Genomic DNA, 15,555 nt, shown 5'->3' with positions numbered 1-15,555 from the left:
CCCGCGTGGCGGTCAGCCCGCGGCGGCGACCGTGCTCGGCCGGGTGGCCCCGGTGACGTCGGTCCGCTCGCGCGCCAGATCCCGGCGCACCGTGCGCACGACACCGGAGCGGCCGGCGACGGCGTCGGCCAGGGCCGCCCGCGTGGTGGCGGTCAGCGACTCCGGCAGCGCGTCCGGCTCGTACCAGGACAGGCGGTGGACCCGGCCCGGCCAGTTCACCGCGACCTCGCCGGTGCGCAGCTTGCCGCGGAAGACGTGGACCGCCACGTCGGGTAGCTCGTCGTCGCCGCCGTCGTCGCCGGTGAGCTGGTAGAGGCCCACCAGGTCGATCAGTTCGAACTCCGCGCCGATGTCGGCGAAGACCTCGCGGGCGACCGCGTGGATCGGACTCTCACTGTCGCGTACCCGGCCCCCGGGCAGCGACCAGAGCGGATCCCCGAGGCGGATCTGGCACAACAGCAGGCGCCCGGCATCGTCGGAGAGGACGGCGGTGACCACTGATACGGACGGGCGGTCACTGATGAAACTAACGTCGGCGCTGACCGCCGAAGTGACCTGGCTCATATCGGAAGCCTAGAACCGGTCCCACGGCGTGACCACCGGGCGACGCAGATCGCGGGTGTTCGAGGTAGCGTGTCCACCTGTGACCCCTGTCGCGCTTACCTCCCTTGCCGCGATCCCGAGTCCGTCGCAGAGCGTGTGGCACCTCGGCCCGGTGCCGATCCGGGCGTACGCTCTGTGCATCGTGCTCGGCATCGTGGCCGCCTGTGCCATTACCGAGATCAGGATGCGCCGCCGCGGTGCGCCCGAATGGGCCGTCCTCGACATCGCCGTGTGGGCGGTGCCGTTCGGGATCATCGGCGCGCGGATCTACCACGTGATCACGTCGCCCGACGCGTACTTCGGTCCGGGTGGCCACCCGATGGGCGCGTTCCAGATCTGGAACGGTGGCCTGGGTATCTGGGGCGCCGTTGCCGGTGGCGCGGTGGGGGCGTGGATCGCCTGCCGCCGCATGGGCATCCCGCTGGCGTTCGTCGCCGACGCGCTCGCGCCGGGGCTTCCCCTGGCACAGGGGCTCGGGCGCTGGGGCAACTGGTTCAACAACGAACTGTTCGGCCGGCAGACCTCGCTGCCCTGGGGACTCAAGATCTACGAGTGGGACCCGGCGAGAGGCGCGGCAAAGACCGACTTCGCGGGCAACCCGGTCGTCCAGTCCGGGCTGTACCACCCGACGTTCCTGTACGAGTCGCTGTGGTGCCTCGGCGTGGCGATCCTGGTCTGGCAGTTGGACAGGCGTTATCGCTTCGGCCGTGGCCGGGCGTTCGCGCTCTACGTGATGGCCTACACCGTCGGACGGTTCTGGGTCGAGGCGATGCGCAGCGACGACGCGCACCAGATCCTCGGCATGCGGGTCAACAACTGGATGTCGATCATCGTCTTCGTCGGAGCGCTGATCTACTTCCTGCGGGTACGCGGCCCGCAGGAGCGCCTGGTCGTCGCGGAGTCCGGCGAGATCACGGTCGTGCCGGCCGACGGTACGGCCGCCGACCCGGCGGTCAGCGACGCACCGGTGCCGGCCGGCGCCGACGGAGCGGCCAAGGCCGCGGCGGCCGACGGAGCGGCCAAGGCCGAGGCGGCCGACGGAGCGGCCGACGTCGAGTTAGCCGATGCCGGGGCGCCCGGGAAGACCACCCCGGCCGCTCCCGCCACCGCCGGCGAGGCCCAGCCCTCCAAGCAGTAGATGCGCACGGCGGTCGTGGTCGGCGCCGGCATCGGCGGTCTCGCCGTCGCCGGCGCCCTGGCCCGGGCGGACTGGCAGGTCACGCTGCTGGAGCGGGAGGAGCGCATCCGTCTCGGGCGGGCGGCCCTGCTGCTGTGGCCGAACGGGGTACGTGCGCTGCGGACCCTGGGCCTCGACGACGGGCTCGACGCGATCGCGACGCCGGTGCCGGCGATCGGTGGTGAGGCGACGTACGTGGTGCACCACGAAGATCTGCACGACGCGCTCGTCGCCGGGCTCGGCGACCGCATCGACATCCGGACCGGGGTGACGGTGCGGACCGTACGCGCCGACGAGTACCGGCCCGCAGTCGGTGACGGGCGCAACACGTGGGAGGCCGACCTGGTCGTCGCCGCCGACGGGGTGCGCAGCGCGGTGCGGCAGCGACTCGTACCCGCCAGCGTTCCGGTCAGCAGTCGCGTCGCGTGGCGGGCGGTGATCCCCTGGTACCGAGCGCCGCAGTTGCCGGCCGGCGTGCCCGTGGCCGGAGAGATGCTGAGCGGGCGGCAGCGGTTCCTCCACGCCTCGCTGGGTGAGCGGGGTTCGGCCGGGGCGTCGAACCGGGGCGGCATCTACTGGATGGCGACGGTGCCGGGCGCGGCCCGCCCGGAGCCGCCGGAGGTCCAGCTTGCTCTGCTGCGGCGGTGGTTCGCGGGCTGGCACGAGACCGTAGGCACGCTGCTGGCGGCGACCGAGCCCGAGGACCTGGTCCAGGAGACGATCAGCGCGCTGCGGCCGATGCCGGAGTCGTTCGTGTTCCCCGGCGGTGGTGGCGGGTACGTGCTGCTCGGCGACGCGGCCCACGCCTTCGCGGACCATCCGGGACAGGGCGCGTGCCTGGCCCTGGCGGACGCGGTGGCGCTGCAGGCGCTCGTACGCGATGCCGCACCCGGCCCCGCACTGATCGACGCGCTGCGTGATTATCAGCGCGCCTGCCGGCCCCGAGTGGCACGCCTGGCCCGCCGGAACCGGCTCGCCCGGCTTGCGTTGCTGGGTTCATTGATCACCGAGAGTCTGGGGCGTCAAAGCACCCGAAACTCTCGGTGATCAAGGAAGGCGAGGGTCAGGCGGAGGCGCGGGTGCCGTGCTCCACGCAGCTGGCCCGCCAGCCGGCCGGCAGCACCTGCACCTTCATCCGGCGCCGGCACTGCCCGCAGTACCGGGGCGGCTCCAGCGCGCGGGCGGCCACGCACGTCTCATGGCCGCCGTCGGCGAGCGCCCGCCCGCATCGATCACACCACAGCATGGCTACAGGGTGGCAGAGAGAGCCTTGACCGGCATGCTCAGCTCCTCGAGCAGCGCGAGGTCCTCGTCCGGCCTGCGGCCGAGCGTGGTGAGGTAGTTGCCGACGATCACCGCGTTGACGCCGCCGAGGAGGCCGTCGCGGGTGCCGAGGTCGCCGAGCGTGATCTCGCGGCCGCCGGCGTACCGCAGGATCGTGCGCGGCAGCGCCAGCCGGAACGCGGCGATCGCCCGGAGCGCGTCCTTCGGGTCGAGCACCGGCTGGTCGGCGAGGGGGGTGCCGGGGCGCGGGTTGAGGAAGTTGAGCGGCACCTCGTGCGGGTCGAGCTCCTGCAGCTGGATCGCGAACTCGGCCCGCTGCTCGACGCTCTCGCCCAGGCCGAGGATGCCGCCGCAGCAGACCTCCATGCCGGACTCGCGCACCATCCGCAGCGTGTCCCAGCGCTCCTCCCAGGAGTGGGTGGTGACGACGTTGGGGAAGTGCGACCGGGCGGTCTCCAGGTTGTGGTTGTACCGGTGCACGCCGAGCTCGACCAGCTCGTCCACCTGCTCCTTGGTGAGCATGCCGATGGAGGCGGCGATGTTGATGTCGACGGCTTCGCGGATCGCGGCCACGCCCTCGCGCAGTTGCGCCATCAGCTTGGCGTCGGGCCCGCGGACGGCGGCGACGATGCAGAACTCGGTCGCCCCGGTGGCCGCGGTCTGCTTGGCCGCCTCGACGAGCGCGGGGATGTCCAGCCACACGGCGCGTACCGGCGAGGTGAACAGGCCGGACTGCGAGCAGAAGTGGCAGTCCTCCGGGCAGCCGCCGGTCTTCAGCGAGACGATGCCCTCGACCTCGACCTCCGGGCCGCACCAGCGCATCCGTACCTGGTGTGCCAGCTCGAGGATGGCCGGTATCTGGTCGTCGGGCAGCCGCAGCACCTCGAGCACGCCGGCCTCGTCGAGGCCCACACCGGTTTCCAGGACGCGCTCGGCGCGCGCGAGTACGGACTCAGGCATGGCCGTACCCTACAAGGCGCGTAGGACAGTCACCTGCGGACTCTCCTGTTTGCGCAGTTACTCACGCATCCGGGCGCGTACCCAGCGCAGCGTGGACTCGCCCTGGGCGCGTTGGAACCCCCGCAGGGTCGGCAGGCCGGGCGGGGACGGCCGCCGCGCGTAATCCAGGAAGAAGCCGGTCAGCCCGACCAGTACGCCGGTGAGGTCGCCCGGGTCGGCCGTCGCCGTCGTGTCCCGGGCGGCGAGGATCGCCTCGACGTCGACCCCGCCGTACAGGTGGACGTTGACCAGTACGGAGAGCGCGTCGAGCCACCGGGGGCCGGTCGCCGCCCACGGCCAGTCGACGATGCTGACGCCACCGTCCGGGCGCAGCAGCAGGTTGTCCGCCCGGACGTCGAGGTGGACAAGGGTGTCGCCGGTGAGCGCCGCCAGACCCCGGGCCGCCCAGCGCTGCAGGTCGTCCAGCTGGTCGACCGCCCAGGCGTCGAGGTCATCGGGCGTATCGGCGGCCAGTCGCCGCCAGCCGTCGAAGTCGTCGGCCAGTTGTGCGGCCGTGCTCGCCAGTTCGGGCAGCGGCGTCGGCGTGGCCTGCCGCGCCAGATCGTCCAGCGCGTCCAGGACGGCGGTCAGCTCACCGATCTCCCACGGAGTACGCGGATGGCGCCCCTCGACGTCCTCCAGGACCAGCACCACCCAGCCGTCGTGCTCGAACGTGCCGAGCAGCCGAGGAGCGGGAGCAGTGGGCGGGAGGGTGCCGGTGATCCGGGCCTCCCGGCGGTGCAGGTCCGGAGATTCGGCGTTCTGTGCCGGGCTGACCGCTTTGACGAACGCTCGCCGGCCGTTCGTGGTCCGTACCCGGTCGGCGCTGCCGGGGGAGAAGCCGCCGGGCTGGGAGACCGCCTCGCACACCTCGCCGCCGACGATGTCCTCGACGGCGGCACACACCTTCGCCGGGAGGTCAGCCCAGCCGATCCGGCTACCCGAGGCGCTGATCACGCCCGTCACGATGCCACCATCCGGCGGTCGCGGCCTCACCATTACCGGGTGGCCGGGGCATGGTCGACAGGATGGGCGTGATCTCGGCGAGCGCACCCGTACGCCAATCGATAACCTACTCGGTGCCATCATGGCGCAGACGGCCTGATGACGGCCGGAGCGGTGCTTGCAGTGGTAATTCCGCCGGTTAGACCTGCTTCGGGCGGAACAGGGCGCTTTGTGGAACTCAATACAACGCCTGGAGGCGTGCCATGAACTGGCTGGAACGCGACGCGGCGTCGATGTGGCAGCCATTCACCCAGGACAGCCCGTCGCAGCGCGATCGGCGGACCGTCATCACCCGGATCGAGGGATCCTGGCTGTACGACGTGGACGGTAACCGGGTCCTCGACGGCTCGTTGGCGGGCCCGACCGCTACCTCGGCGGGCCCGACCGCTACCAAGGAGCCCAGCCTCCCGCCGCCCGACCCGGACCTGCCGAGCGGCCCGAGCCCGACCGACCCGGAGGGGCCGACCGACCCCAAGCCCGACGAGCCGACCAACCCGACCGGCCCGGACGAGCCGCCCGCTGTCGGTCGCTTGCCCGAGGTGGTCGGGTGACCGCCGCCGAGATCAGCGCCCCGGTGACCGGGGCGCCCTCCTGCCACGACTGGCTCGACACCCTGACCGAGCAGGCCGCCGCACGCGAGACGGCCGGGCTGCGCCGCGACCTGCGCCCGCACGGGCCGGCCGAGGAGATGATCGACCTCGCCGGCAACGACTACCTCGGTCTGGCCCGGCACCCGGAGATCATCGAGGCCGCGGTGGCGGCGGTCCGGGCGTACGGGCTGGGCGCCACCGGCTCCCGGCTCGTCCGCGGGTCGACGAACGCCCACGACGACCTCGAAGCCGGCCTGGCCGACTGGCTCGGTACGCAGACCGCCCTGGTGTACTCGTCGGGGTACCTCGCCAACGTCGGCGCGGTCAAGGCGCTCGCCCGGCCCGGCACCCTCATCGTCTCCGACGCCTACAACCATGCGTCTCTCGTGGACGGCTGCCGGATGGCGAAGGCCGGCCGGGCCGGGGTGCAGACCGTCGTCACGCCGCACGCCGACGTGCCGGCCGTACGCGAGACGCTCGCCGCGCACCCCGGCCGCCCGGCGCTGGTCATCACCGAGTCGGTGTTCTCCGTCGACGGCGACCTCGCCCCGCTCCGGGAACTGCACGCCGCCTGCCGCGAGTACGGGGCGCTCCTGCTCGTCGACGACGCGCACGCCGTGGGGCTGCTCGGCCCGCGCGGCGCGGGCGGGGTCGCGGCGGCGGGCATCGCCGGCGAACCCGACGTCGTCGTGACGGCCACCCTGTCCAAGGCGTTCGGCGCGGCCGGCGGGCTCGTCGCGGGCCCCGCGCAACTGCGCCGGCACCTGGTCGACACCGGCCGTACGTTCATCTACGACACCGCGCTCCCGCCGGCCGTCGCGGCCGGCGCGCACGCGGCGCTGCGCGTGATCGCGGAAGGGGACGCGCTGCGCAAGGAGCTGGCTGACCGGGCCGCGTACGCGACCGCGCGTCTGCGCGCCGCCGGCCTGGAGGTGCCCACGCCGTCCGGCGGGGTCCTGTCCGTCACCGCCCCCGGGCCGCAGCAGGCCCTCGCCTGGGCCACCGCCTGCCGGGACCGGGGAGTCGCGGTCGGCTGTTTCCGGCCGCCGTCGACGCCGGACCAGCGGTCGCGGCTGCGGCTTACCATCAACGCCGGCGTGGCGCGGGCCGATTTCGAGCGCGCCATCGATGTGATCCTGGAGGAGCGCCCATGAGGCCATTGCGGGGGCCGGTCATCCTGACGGGTACCGACACCGCGGTCGGCAAGACGATCGTGACGGCAGCCATGGCGGCCGCCGCCACCCAGGCCGGCCTGCGGGTCGCCGTCGTCAAGCCCGGTCAGACCGGCACCGCTGAGGAGGAGGAGACCGACGCCGAGACCGTACAGCGCCTCGCCGGCCCGGCGACCGTGCGTACGCTCGCGTCCTACCCGGATCCCCTCGCGCCGCTGACCGCGGCCCGGGTCTCCGGTCTCGCCCCGCTCGTCCTCGCCGACGTGCTCAGCGCCGTCGAGGACCTCGCCGCCGACCACGAACTCGTCCTCGTGGAAGGGGCCGGCGGTCTGTTCGTACAGCTGGGTGACGGTGGCTGGACCGTCGCCGACCTCGCCATCACCCTCGGCGCCCCCGCGGTCGTGGTCGCGCGGCCCGGGCTCGGGACGCTCAACCACACCGCGCTGACGCTCGAAGCGCTCGACCGGCGGGGCGTGCCGGCCAGGGTCGTGGTCGGCTCGTGGCCGGATCAGCCGGAACTCGTGCACCGGACCAACCTGACCGACCTCACCGGCGAGCTCGCCGGGGTCGTGCCCGACGGTGTCGGTGGGTGGCAGCCCGCGCCCTTCCGCGAGCAGGCCGCCTACTGGCTGGCCCCGGAACTGCACGGCACCTTCGACGCCGAGAAGTTCCGGGGCGCTGTCGCCTCGCTCTAGCGGGTCGGCTCCCAACCCGGCATCGGGTACGCGGCGAGCATCTCGCGTACCTGACCGGCGATCGTGTTCAGGGTCGCCTCGTCGTCCTTGGTCGCGGCGTCGACCGCGTCGGACATCCACGCGGCGATCTGCGGCATCTGCGCCTCGGTGAGCCCCCGCGTGGTCAGCGCCGGGGTGCCGATGCGCAGGCCGGACGGGTCGAACGGCTTGCGCTGGTCGTACGGGACGGTGTTGTAGTTCGTCTCGATGCCGGCGCGGTCGAGCGCGCGGGCAACCGGCTTGCCGCCGATGCCCTTGTTGGTCAGGTCGATCAGGATCAGGTGGTTGTCCGTGCCGCCGGTGACCAGGTCGAAGCCGCGCTCGGTCAGGGCGGCGGCCAGGGCCTTGGCGTTGGCCACGATCTGGTGGGCGTAGCGGCTGAAGTCGGGCGTCGACGCTTCCTTCAGCGCCACCGCGATACCGGCGGTGGTGTGGTTGTGCGGGCCGCCCTGCAGGCCGGGGAAGACGGCCTTGTCGACCGCCTTGGCGTGCTCGGCGGTGGTCATGATCATTGCGCCACGCGGGCCGCGCAGGGTCTTGTGCGTCGTGGTGGTGATCACGTCGGCGTAGCCGACCGGGGACGGGTGCGCGCCACCGGCGATCAGGCCGGCGATGTGGGCGATGTCGGCGACCAGGACCGCGCCGACCTCGCGGGCGATCTCGGCGAACGCCGGGAAGTCGATGGTGCGCGGGATGGCCGTGCCACCCGCGATCATGATCTTCGGCTGCTCCTTGCGGGCCAGGTCGCGGACCTGGTCCAGGTCGATGCGGCCGTCCTCGCGGCGCACCTCGTAGCGCACCGGGCGGAACCAGGCGCCGGTCGCCGAAACGCCCCAGCCGTGGGTCAGGTGGCCGCCCATCGGCAGCGACAGGCCCATCACCGGGTCGCCGGGCTGGGCGAACGCCAGGTAGACGGCGAGGTTGGCCGGCGAGCCCGAGTACGGCTGGACGTTGGCGTGGTCGACGCCGAACAGCGCCTTCGCGCGGTCGATCGCCAGCTGCTCGATCTGGTCGATGAAGAGCTGGCCCTCGTAGTAGCGCTTGCCCGGGTACCCCTCGGAGTACTTGTTGGTCAGCACCGTGCCGGTCGCCTCGAGGACCGTGCGGGAGACGTAGTTCTCCGAGGCGATCATCCGTAGGACGTCGTGCTGGCGCTGGGCCTCGCCCTCCACCAGAGCGGCCAGCTCCGGGTCGGCGGCGTGCAGGGTCGGGATCGGCGGTACGTGCATGAGAGTCCTCCTGGCAGGGTCGGCCGAAGATCGGACACCCAGGCGCGCGGTGCCGCGATCGAGCTCGCTCCCCGGTGGTCGGTTCCACCTCTGTGATGCGCCAGTCACGAGTACGCCTTCGATCTTAGCCGGAGGCCCGTACGCTTGCGCCCGTGAGAACCCGGAGGTGGCTTGCGCTCGGTGTGGCGCTGCTGACTGTCGCTGGCTGCTCGTCGGGTACGCCGGGGGCCACGTGGAACTCCGCGCCCGTTGCGCCCGCTTCGTCGCCTTCGCCGGCTCTCTCCCAGGACATCACGCTCGCGTTCGCCGGCGATGTCCACTTCATGGACCGTACGGCTGACCTGTTGACCGACCCGGCGAGCGCCTTCGGCCCGATCGCGTCGACGCTGAAGGACGCCGACGTGAGCATGGTCAACCTGGAGACGGCCGTCACCGACCGGGGTACCCCCGAGTCCAAGCAGTTCCACTTCCGGGCGCCGGCCGCCGCCTTCGACGCCGTGCGTGGCGCCGGCGTGGATGTCGTGACGATCGCCAACAACCACTCGCTCGACTACGGCAAGGTCGGGCTGACCGACACCCTCGACAATGCCCGCAAGGCCGGCGTGCCGGCCATCGGGGCCGGTCACAACGCCGCCGAGGCGTACGCGCCGTGGGTGGCGAACGTGCGCGGCACCCGCATCGCCTTCGTCGCCGTCAGCCAGGTGCACGAGCTGGAGTACAGCTGGGCTGCGAAGGAGGACCGCCCTGGCGTCGCGATGGCCGTCGACCTCGCCCGCTCCGCCGCCGCGGTACGCGCCGCCCGTGCCGTCGCCGACGTCGTGGTCGTGTACGCGCACTGGGGCCAGGAGGGCAACAACTGCCCGACGGCTGAGATGAAGACGTTCGCGTCCCGGATGGCCGACGCGGGCGCGACCATCGTGCTGGGTACTCACTCGCACCTGCTGCTCGGCGACGGGTGGATGGGCAAGACCTATGTCGCGTACGGGCTGGGCAACTTCCTGTGGTGGCGCGACGACGCGTTCAGTAACGACACGGGGGTGCTGCGGCTGACGCTGCGGGGTGGCACCGTCACTCGCTCCGAGTTGGTGCCCGCGTCGATCTCGCGTACGACCGGGCAGCCGCTGCCGGTTTCGGGTACCGAGGCGGATGAAATCGGGAAAAAATTCGCGGATCTACATCCGTGTACGGGTCTGGGGCGTGTGCCCCGCAGCTAGCCTGTGGCCGTGATCAAGAGCAGGATGATCGGGTTTGCCGGGGCGTTGGCGGTGCTGGCCGGTGCCGTGGCAGGGTGCGGTGGTGGGGACGCCACGTTCCATTCGGCGGCTCCGTCCGCTCCTACGGCTCGTCCTGCTCCCGCCGGACCCCTCACCCTCGCGTTCGCGGGCGACGTGCACTTCACCGGCCGTACTGCTGGCCTGTTGAGTGACCCGGCGAGCGCCTTCGGTCCGATCGCGTCGGTGTTGCAGGACTCCGACCTGACCATGCTGAACCTGGAGACGGCGATCACCGAGCGGGGTACGCCCGAGCCGAAGCAGTACCGCTTCCGGGCGCCGATCACCGCGTTCGCCGCTCTGAAGGCCGCCGGGGTCGACGTGGTCACCTTGGCCAACAATCACGTGCTCGACTACGGCCAGGTCGGGCTCGCCGACACTCTCGTCAACGTTCGCCGCGCCGACTTCCCGTACGTCGGGATCGGGCGCAACGCTGAGGAGGCGTACGCCCCGCTGTACCTGACCGTGAAGGACGTCAAGATCGCGTTCCTGGCGTTCAATCAGGTGCACGAGTTGGAGTCGACCTGGGTGGCGCGCGACAACCGCGCCGGGGTCGCGATGACGCTGGACCTGGACCGTTCTGTGGCTGCGGTGCGCACGGCCCGCTCGAACGCCGACCTGGTGGTCGTGTTCAACCACTGGGGTCAGGAGGGCAAATCGTGCCCCACTGGTGAGCAGAAGAGCTTCGCAGCCAAGATCGCCGGTGCCGGGGCAGATCTGATCATCGGCTCGCACGCCCACACGCTGCAGGGCGACGGCTGGATGGGCGGCACGTACGTGGCGTACGGCCTGGCGAACTTCCTCTGGTACGGGGAATCGTTCAGTACGGAGACCGGGGTACTGAAACTGACCGTCGAGGGCCGCAAGGTGGTCAAGAACGAGTTCCTCCCGGCCGTGGTTTCCGCCACCGGCCAGCCGATTCCGTTGAAGGGCGACGCGGCCGCCAAGGTCAGCAAGCGCTTCGCCGGGCTGCGCCAATGCGCAGGGCTCGCTGCTGCGCCATCCTGAGAAACTCCTGGTCAGGGTTGGTTTCGGGGTCGATCGTGGGTGTCGGCGACGCGCCGAGGGGGGCCCGGTTTGGCAGTGGGGGGTTGGCTCGGCTAAAGTTCTCATCCGTCACCGGGAAACACAGCCGGTGGCGGTGCGGACGTAGCGCAGTTGGTAGCGCATCACCTTGCCAAGGTGAGGGTCGCGGGTTCGAGTCCCGTCGTCCGCTCGGAGGCCGCCAGAAATCTCGAGGCGACACCTCGGTGGAGTGGCCGAGAGGCGAGGCAACGGCCTGCAAAGCCGTGTACACGGGTTCAAATCCCGTCTCCACCTCGGAACGGCACAACAGAAGTACCGCCAAGGGCGATTGGCGCAGTGGGAGCGCGCTTCCTTGACACGGAAGAGGTCACTGGTTCAAACCCAGTATCGCCCACCAGATGAATCACCAGGTCAAGGCCCCTCTTCGGAGGGGCCTTCCGCGTTTCCTGATCTATCCGTGGCCGCCTCAGGCAGCAGAAAAGCAGCAAGAGCGTTCCTGATGCGCGCGTCACGGTCGTCCGAGCCGTGCGTGTACCGGTTCAGCGTCGTTGACGCCTGCTCGTGCCCCATGACCTTCTGCACGTCGTTGATCGGCACCCCGGACGACACCAACCAGGTCGCGTACGAGTGCCGCAGGTCGTGGAACCGCAGGCCGCCGGCCGCGTTCTTGGCGACGTGGGCCACCGCCTCCCGCTCGGTGGGGAACTCGGCCGACCACTCCAGCCCGGTCGTGTCCGGCCAGGCGGCGAAGTAGCTGCGCGGGCCGACCTCCACGACCTTGCCGAGCAGGCCAGCCCGGACCAGCGCCGGCCGCCAGACGCGAGCGCGGAACAGGGTCCGCCGCAGCGGGCCGCCGGCCTGGTTGGTGAAGACCTCTCCCAGAGGGCCGGACGCGAATTGCCGAGAGTGCTCGGCGAGCAGCTGTACGACGGCCGGCAGCAGCGGCACGGTACGGCGCCCGGCCTTCGACTTCGGAAACGGCTTCGCGGTGACGGTGCCGGCCACCTCGACGGCGACCCGGACCACGCGGACGAGGCCGGCGTCCAGGTCGACGGCGTCCCAGCGCAGGCCCACGCACTCACCCCAGCGCAGGCCGGTTCCCGCGGCGAGCCCGACGAGCGCCCGGTACCGCAGCGGGATTGCCGGAAGCAGCTGCTCGCCGAGCACTCTCGGCAATTCGCGTCCGGCCCTCTGGGAGAGGTCTTCACCAACCAGGCCGCCAGGCATCTCGCGGTCGGCTACCTGAGCAGCCCGCCGGCGCCGATGCTTCAGCAGGCCGTTGAGCTACGCAGCGAGGCACTTCGCCGGCGGCGCCAACACCAGTATCGCGCCGTCGAACTCAACGACCTGTACCTGATCGTCGGACGCCTGCAGGGCATCCTCGCCTACGCCGCGCTCGACCTCGGCGATCCGCATGCGGCGATGATCCACGCCGACGCCGCCTGGACCTGCGCCGAGCGCGCAGGCGACAACGAGCTGCGCGCCTGGACACGCGGCACGCAGAGCCTGATCTCACGCTTCGAAGGCGACTACGACCGCGCCACGGCCTACGTGCTCGACGGGCTGCCATACGGCACGCGCGGAACAAGCCGCCTGCGCCTGCTCTGCGGCTATGCCCAGTGCCACGCGAACCTGGGCGACTCGCAGGGCACCAACCGCGCCCTCGACCGCGCCCAGGACCAACGCGACCACCTGACCACGGCCGACTCCATCGGAGGCATCTACGAGTTCAGCGAGGCCAAACAGCGCTACTACGCCGGCAGCAGCCTGATCTGGCTCGACGGCGGACCAGACGCGCAACGAGCGGCACAGGAGGCGGCCCAGGCCATCGCCATGTGGGAGCACGAGCCGCCCGAGTCACGGTCGCTCGACGACGAGGCCTTGGCGCACGTCTACCAGGCCACCGCGCACCTACAGCTGCGCCAGTTCGACGTCGCAACGGCCGCGATCCGACCGATCCTCGACCTACCGCCCGAACGCCAGATCTCATGGATCCGCAAGCGCCTCGGCCGGTTCGCTGGCATGCTCCGTCAAGAGCCGTACGACAAGTCCAGGGAAGCCGTCGATCTGTACGACGAGATCCAGTCTTTCGCCGCGTAGCGCTGAACACCTGGCACATCGGAGGGCAAGTTCAACCAGTGCGCGCGAGCTACCTGGCTGGGCAGCTGGCCGACTATCGCCGTGATCTGCCGAACCGTGACCAGGGCTGAAGGACGAGCAGGCACACGAGGCAGATGCCGAATCCTCCAGCGGCAAACCCTGCGGAGCCCTTCCAACTCGGTGCGGCTTTGAGCGGGTAGATCTGGGCGAGGCTGCCGGTGTCACGAGCCTCAAGGGTGTCGCCGACCTTGGCGCCCGGTGGCAGTCCTCCGTCCAGCTCCATCCCCTGGCGTACGACCTTGCCGTCGTCGCTAACGAAGTCACCGAACCAGCCGCATCGCTGTCGTGGCGGCTGCCAACGGTCGCAGGACATCGGTTCGGTGAGGGTGAACGTGCCGGTGCGTCCAGCGCCATGAGCCGCCCGCCACTCCGGGACCGTCAAGACCAGGCCGCCGATCCCCATGACCGCCCCGAAGGCAACCCCAATGGCCGTTATGACAAGGACGACGGGGGTGCGGAACTTGAACGGATCTCCGGGCATGACGCGATCCTGTCGACGTGTGGTCAGGCAAGTGTTCGGTGCGACCGCACCCAGGCAGGGCCGGCGCGATGCGGTTGTATTGCCGCATTGTTCTCTACAGGATCAAGACGCCGCGCAAGCGTTGCCCGACCGTGCCGGCGCGGCGCGTCGCGCTCTGGACCTTCGGCCCGCCGCGCACGCGCCGGTCGGCCGCACCACGAGTGCCGTCACACCTGGCTTGAGCCACGGCCGGGCAACGCGTCACGGAGCACAGCGCGCCAGAGCGAGGACGACAACGCAGTTCGTGGTCGAAGCCCGAAGTCGCGGCGCAGCTGCCGCTGTGCGGTTATCCCCATGCCCCAGCCAATGACGGCCAGAAGCCAGGCCACAGGAATGACGAGCACCGCAGGATGGAACCCTGCGAACGTCACGGCGAAGCACACCATGAAGCCCAGCCAGCCAAGGCCGAAGCATCGCACGGCGACAACGGTCCGCCGGTACGCTCTCGTCTCCTGAATCTGGCCCAGGACAGCCTCAGTGGAATCGACCATCGTCCTTCCCCGCATGAGAGGTCGATCTTCCCTCATGCGACCGCCACTGCGCGACCCCGGAGATCCCTGGGCTCCGCCCAGACCCGGCCCTCCCTCAGAGATCGGGGCGGGACGGTCACCGGGCGGGCTCCCCTCGTCCGTGCACCGGGACGGCTGCCCGAGAACCCCCGGCCGGGCCAAGGCCGAGCCGCTTCGCGGTCGCCTTCGGCGAGCCTAGGCCCGGCCGGAGAACCTCGGGCAGGGCGCTGAAGGACGCCCGTCTGGACGACTATGACGCGGTGTACTACCCCGGCGGCCACGGGCCGATGGAAGACCTGGCATTCGACGCCGACTCGGGAAAGCTGTTGGTGGATGCGCTGGCGTCGGGCAAGCCGCTGGCCGTGGTGTGCCACGCGCCGGCGGCGCTGCTGGCCACCCGGGACGCGGACGGCACGTCGCCGTTCGCCGGCTATCGGATAACCGGCTTCACCAATGACGAGGAGGAGGCAGTGGGCTTGGCGTCCAAGGCGAAGTGGCTGATGGAGGACGAGGTCAAGAAGCTCGGCGTGGAGTTCTCCTGCGGCCCGATCTGGCAGCCGTACACCGTAGTGGATCGCAACCTGTACACCGGACAGAACCCCGCGTCCGCCGGACCGCTGGCCCAGGAACTTTTGAAGGTCCTCACCTAACCACAGTGCGGAACTGGCACGGCTGTCGCGTCCAGCGTTGCCGAGGAAGCTGTTCGGATTCAACCCCGAGGGAGACGACGATGACCCGAACAATGGCACCGTCATTCGACGGTGTGCATCACTTCGCGCTCACCGTCCGGGACCTCGACAAGAGTGTCGAGTGGTACAAGAAGGTCTTTCAGGGTGACTTGGTGGAGGGGAGAGTGCCGCATTACGGGCGAGAGTGGACCGGGTACGCCGAACTCGTTGTCGAGCCCCGAACGGGACTGGTGATCGGTCTGCATTACAACAATGCCAACAAGGGCGAGGAGATGGACGAGACACGCACCGGTCTGGACCACATCTCGCTGAAGGTCGACGGGCGTCAAGGCCTGGAGGCCTGGGTGGACTGGCTCGACAGCCTTGGTATTGCGCACTCCGGCATCCAGAGCAGGAAGGAGCCGTTCGCCTTCTCGACAATCGTGTTCCGCGATATCGACAACAACCAGCTGGAACTCATAGCCGTCGAGGTCTGACGGCAGAGTGACAGTTGGTTGGCGGCTTTGATCTCCTTGTCTATGGCGGCGACCTCGGTGATCAATTCCGAGGCCAGCTGCCGGCGGGTGCGGCCGACGATGCTTCGGGGC

Annotated in this window: 18 protein-coding genes, 3 tRNA genes and 1 riboswitch; of the genes, 13 read left to right on the top strand and 8 right to left on the bottom strand. The window is 70.6% G+C overall.

What is annotated here, in order from left to right; all coding sequences use genetic code 11:
- Positions 1-12: 12 nt before the first annotated feature.
- Positions 13-564 carry an NUDIX hydrolase gene (locus HC028_RS01385; protein WP_168071853.1) on the bottom strand — a complete coding sequence of 184 codons (552 nt, stop codon included), beginning with the start codon at positions 562-564 and terminating at the stop codon, positions 13-15.
- A gap of 79 nt (positions 565-643) precedes the next feature.
- Between HC028_RS01385 and lgt the strand changes: the two genes are divergently transcribed.
- Together lgt and HC028_RS01375 are read left to right on the top strand one after the other, a co-directional pair.
- Positions 644-1,741 carry a prolipoprotein diacylglyceryl transferase gene (lgt, locus tag HC028_RS01380; protein WP_168071852.1) on the top strand — a complete coding sequence of 366 codons (1,098 nt, stop codon included), beginning with the start codon at positions 644-646 and terminating at the stop codon, positions 1,739-1,741.
- Positions 1,742-2,827, top strand: coding sequence for an FAD-dependent oxidoreductase (locus HC028_RS01375; RefSeq protein ID WP_168071851.1), 1,086 nt, complete (start codon positions 1,742-1,744; stop codon positions 2,825-2,827).
- Between the two features lie 16 nt (positions 2,828-2,843).
- On the opposite strand, the gene bsaP is transcribed toward HC028_RS01375, so the two are convergent.
- The 3 genes from bsaP to HC028_RS01360 are packed head-to-tail and all read right to left on the bottom strand — an operon-like array spanning position 2,844 to position 5,020.
- Entirely contained in the window at positions 2,844-3,026 is a 183-nt protein-coding gene (bsaP, locus tag HC028_RS01370; RefSeq protein WP_168071850.1) for a biotin synthase auxiliary protein BsaP, read from the bottom strand.
- A gap of 2 nt (positions 3,027-3,028) precedes the next feature.
- Positions 3,029-4,024, bottom strand: a complete 996-nt coding sequence (bioB, locus tag HC028_RS01365) for a biotin synthase BioB (RefSeq protein WP_168071849.1) — start codon at positions 4,022-4,024, stop codon at positions 3,029-3,031.
- 57 nt (positions 4,025-4,081) lie between these two features.
- Positions 4,082-5,020 (bottom strand): aminoglycoside phosphotransferase family protein, encoded by a 939-nt coding sequence (locus HC028_RS01360; RefSeq protein WP_168072232.1) that lies wholly within the window; start codon positions 5,018-5,020, stop codon positions 4,082-4,084.
- Positions 5,021-5,271: 251 nt separating this feature from the next.
- On the opposite strand from HC028_RS01360, the gene HC028_RS01355 reads away from it, so the two are divergent.
- From HC028_RS01355 to bioD, 3 genes are read left to right on the top strand one after another with little or no spacing between them, the layout of a single operon-like run.
- Positions 5,272-5,619 (top strand): hypothetical protein, encoded by a 348-nt coding sequence (locus HC028_RS01355; protein WP_168071848.1) that lies wholly within the window; start codon positions 5,272-5,274, stop codon positions 5,617-5,619.
- Positions 5,616-6,812, top strand: coding sequence for an 8-amino-7-oxononanoate synthase (locus HC028_RS01350; RefSeq protein ID WP_373313836.1), 1,197 nt, complete (start codon positions 5,616-5,618; stop codon positions 6,810-6,812). Before HC028_RS01355 ends, HC028_RS01350 begins: the two co-directional genes overlap by 4 nt.
- On the top strand, positions 6,809-7,525 hold the full coding sequence (gene bioD / locus HC028_RS01345) for a dethiobiotin synthase (RefSeq protein ID WP_168071847.1): 717 nt from the start codon (positions 6,809-6,811) through the stop codon (positions 7,523-7,525). Before HC028_RS01350 ends, bioD begins: the two co-directional genes overlap by 4 nt.
- On the opposite strand, the gene HC028_RS01340 is transcribed toward bioD, so the two are convergent.
- Positions 7,522-8,793 carry a serine hydroxymethyltransferase gene (locus HC028_RS01340; RefSeq protein WP_168071846.1) on the bottom strand — a complete coding sequence of 424 codons (1,272 nt, stop codon included), beginning with the start codon at positions 8,791-8,793 and terminating at the stop codon, positions 7,522-7,524. The genes bioD and HC028_RS01340 overlap by 4 nt on opposite strands.
- A gap of 29 nt (positions 8,794-8,822) precedes the next feature.
- Positions 8,823-8,911: riboswitch (ZMP/ZTP riboswitch) on the bottom strand.
- A 34-nt stretch (positions 8,912-8,945) separates the two neighbouring features.
- Between HC028_RS01340 and HC028_RS01335 the strand changes: the two genes are divergently transcribed.
- The 5 genes from HC028_RS01335 (at position 8,946) to HC028_RS01315 (ending at position 11,487) form a co-directional block, all read left to right on the top strand.
- Entirely contained in the window at positions 8,946-10,007 is a 1,062-nt protein-coding gene (locus tag HC028_RS01335) for a CapA family protein (protein WP_239075323.1), read from the top strand.
- A gap of 9 nt (positions 10,008-10,016) precedes the next feature.
- On the top strand, positions 10,017-11,072 hold the full coding sequence (locus HC028_RS01330; RefSeq protein WP_239075322.1) for a CapA family protein: 1,056 nt from the start codon (positions 10,017-10,019) through the stop codon (positions 11,070-11,072).
- Between the two features lie 135 nt (positions 11,073-11,207).
- Positions 11,208-11,280, top strand: a tRNA-Gly gene (locus tag HC028_RS01325).
- 33 nt (positions 11,281-11,313) lie between these two features.
- A tRNA-Cys gene (locus HC028_RS01320) sits at positions 11,314-11,384 on the top strand.
- A 28-nt stretch (positions 11,385-11,412) separates the two neighbouring features.
- Positions 11,413-11,487, top strand: a tRNA-Val gene (locus HC028_RS01315).
- Positions 11,488-11,501: 14 nt separating this feature from the next.
- Here HC028_RS01315 and HC028_RS01310 read toward each other — a convergent pair.
- A complete protein-coding gene (locus tag HC028_RS01310) occupies positions 11,502-12,257 on the bottom strand; it encodes a tyrosine-type recombinase/integrase (protein ID WP_239075321.1) in 756 nt (251 codons plus the stop codon).
- Positions 12,258-12,353: 96 nt separating this feature from the next.
- Here HC028_RS01310 and HC028_RS27245 point away from each other — a divergent pair, with 96 nt between their 5' ends.
- A complete protein-coding gene (locus HC028_RS27245) occupies positions 12,354-13,190 on the top strand; it encodes an NsdA family TPR-like regulatory protein (protein ID WP_239075320.1) in 837 nt (278 codons plus the stop codon).
- A gap of 73 nt (positions 13,191-13,263) precedes the next feature.
- Here the strand turns inward: HC028_RS27245 and HC028_RS01300 are convergent, their stop codons facing one another.
- Together HC028_RS01300 and HC028_RS01295 are read right to left on the bottom strand one after the other, a co-directional pair.
- Positions 13,264-13,731 (bottom strand): hypothetical protein, encoded by a 468-nt coding sequence (locus HC028_RS01300; protein WP_168071844.1) that lies wholly within the window; start codon positions 13,729-13,731, stop codon positions 13,264-13,266.
- A 206-nt stretch (positions 13,732-13,937) separates the two neighbouring features.
- Positions 13,938-14,261 carry a hypothetical protein gene (locus HC028_RS01295; RefSeq protein WP_168071843.1) on the bottom strand — a complete coding sequence of 108 codons (324 nt, stop codon included), beginning with the start codon at positions 14,259-14,261 and terminating at the stop codon, positions 13,938-13,940.
- A gap of 62 nt (positions 14,262-14,323) precedes the next feature.
- Here HC028_RS01295 and HC028_RS01290 point away from each other — a divergent pair, with 62 nt between their 5' ends.
- Together HC028_RS01290 and HC028_RS01285 are read left to right on the top strand one after the other, a co-directional pair.
- Positions 14,324-14,929, top strand: a complete 606-nt coding sequence (locus HC028_RS01290; protein WP_168072221.1) for a type 1 glutamine amidotransferase domain-containing protein — start codon at positions 14,324-14,326, stop codon at positions 14,927-14,929.
- Between the two features lie 80 nt (positions 14,930-15,009).
- Entirely contained in the window at positions 15,010-15,444 is a 435-nt protein-coding gene (locus tag HC028_RS01285; RefSeq protein ID WP_168071842.1) for a VOC family protein, read from the top strand.
- Positions 15,445-15,555: the final 111 nt, after the last annotated feature.

This window comes from Planosporangium flavigriseum, assembly GCF_011947225.1.
In the GTDB taxonomy this organism is placed as follows: Bacteria; Actinomycetota; Actinomycetes; order Mycobacteriales; family Micromonosporaceae; genus Planosporangium; species Planosporangium flavigriseum.
The sequence above is the reverse complement of the archived record's forward strand: the minus strand, read 5'-3'. Positions and strand labels throughout refer to the sequence as shown.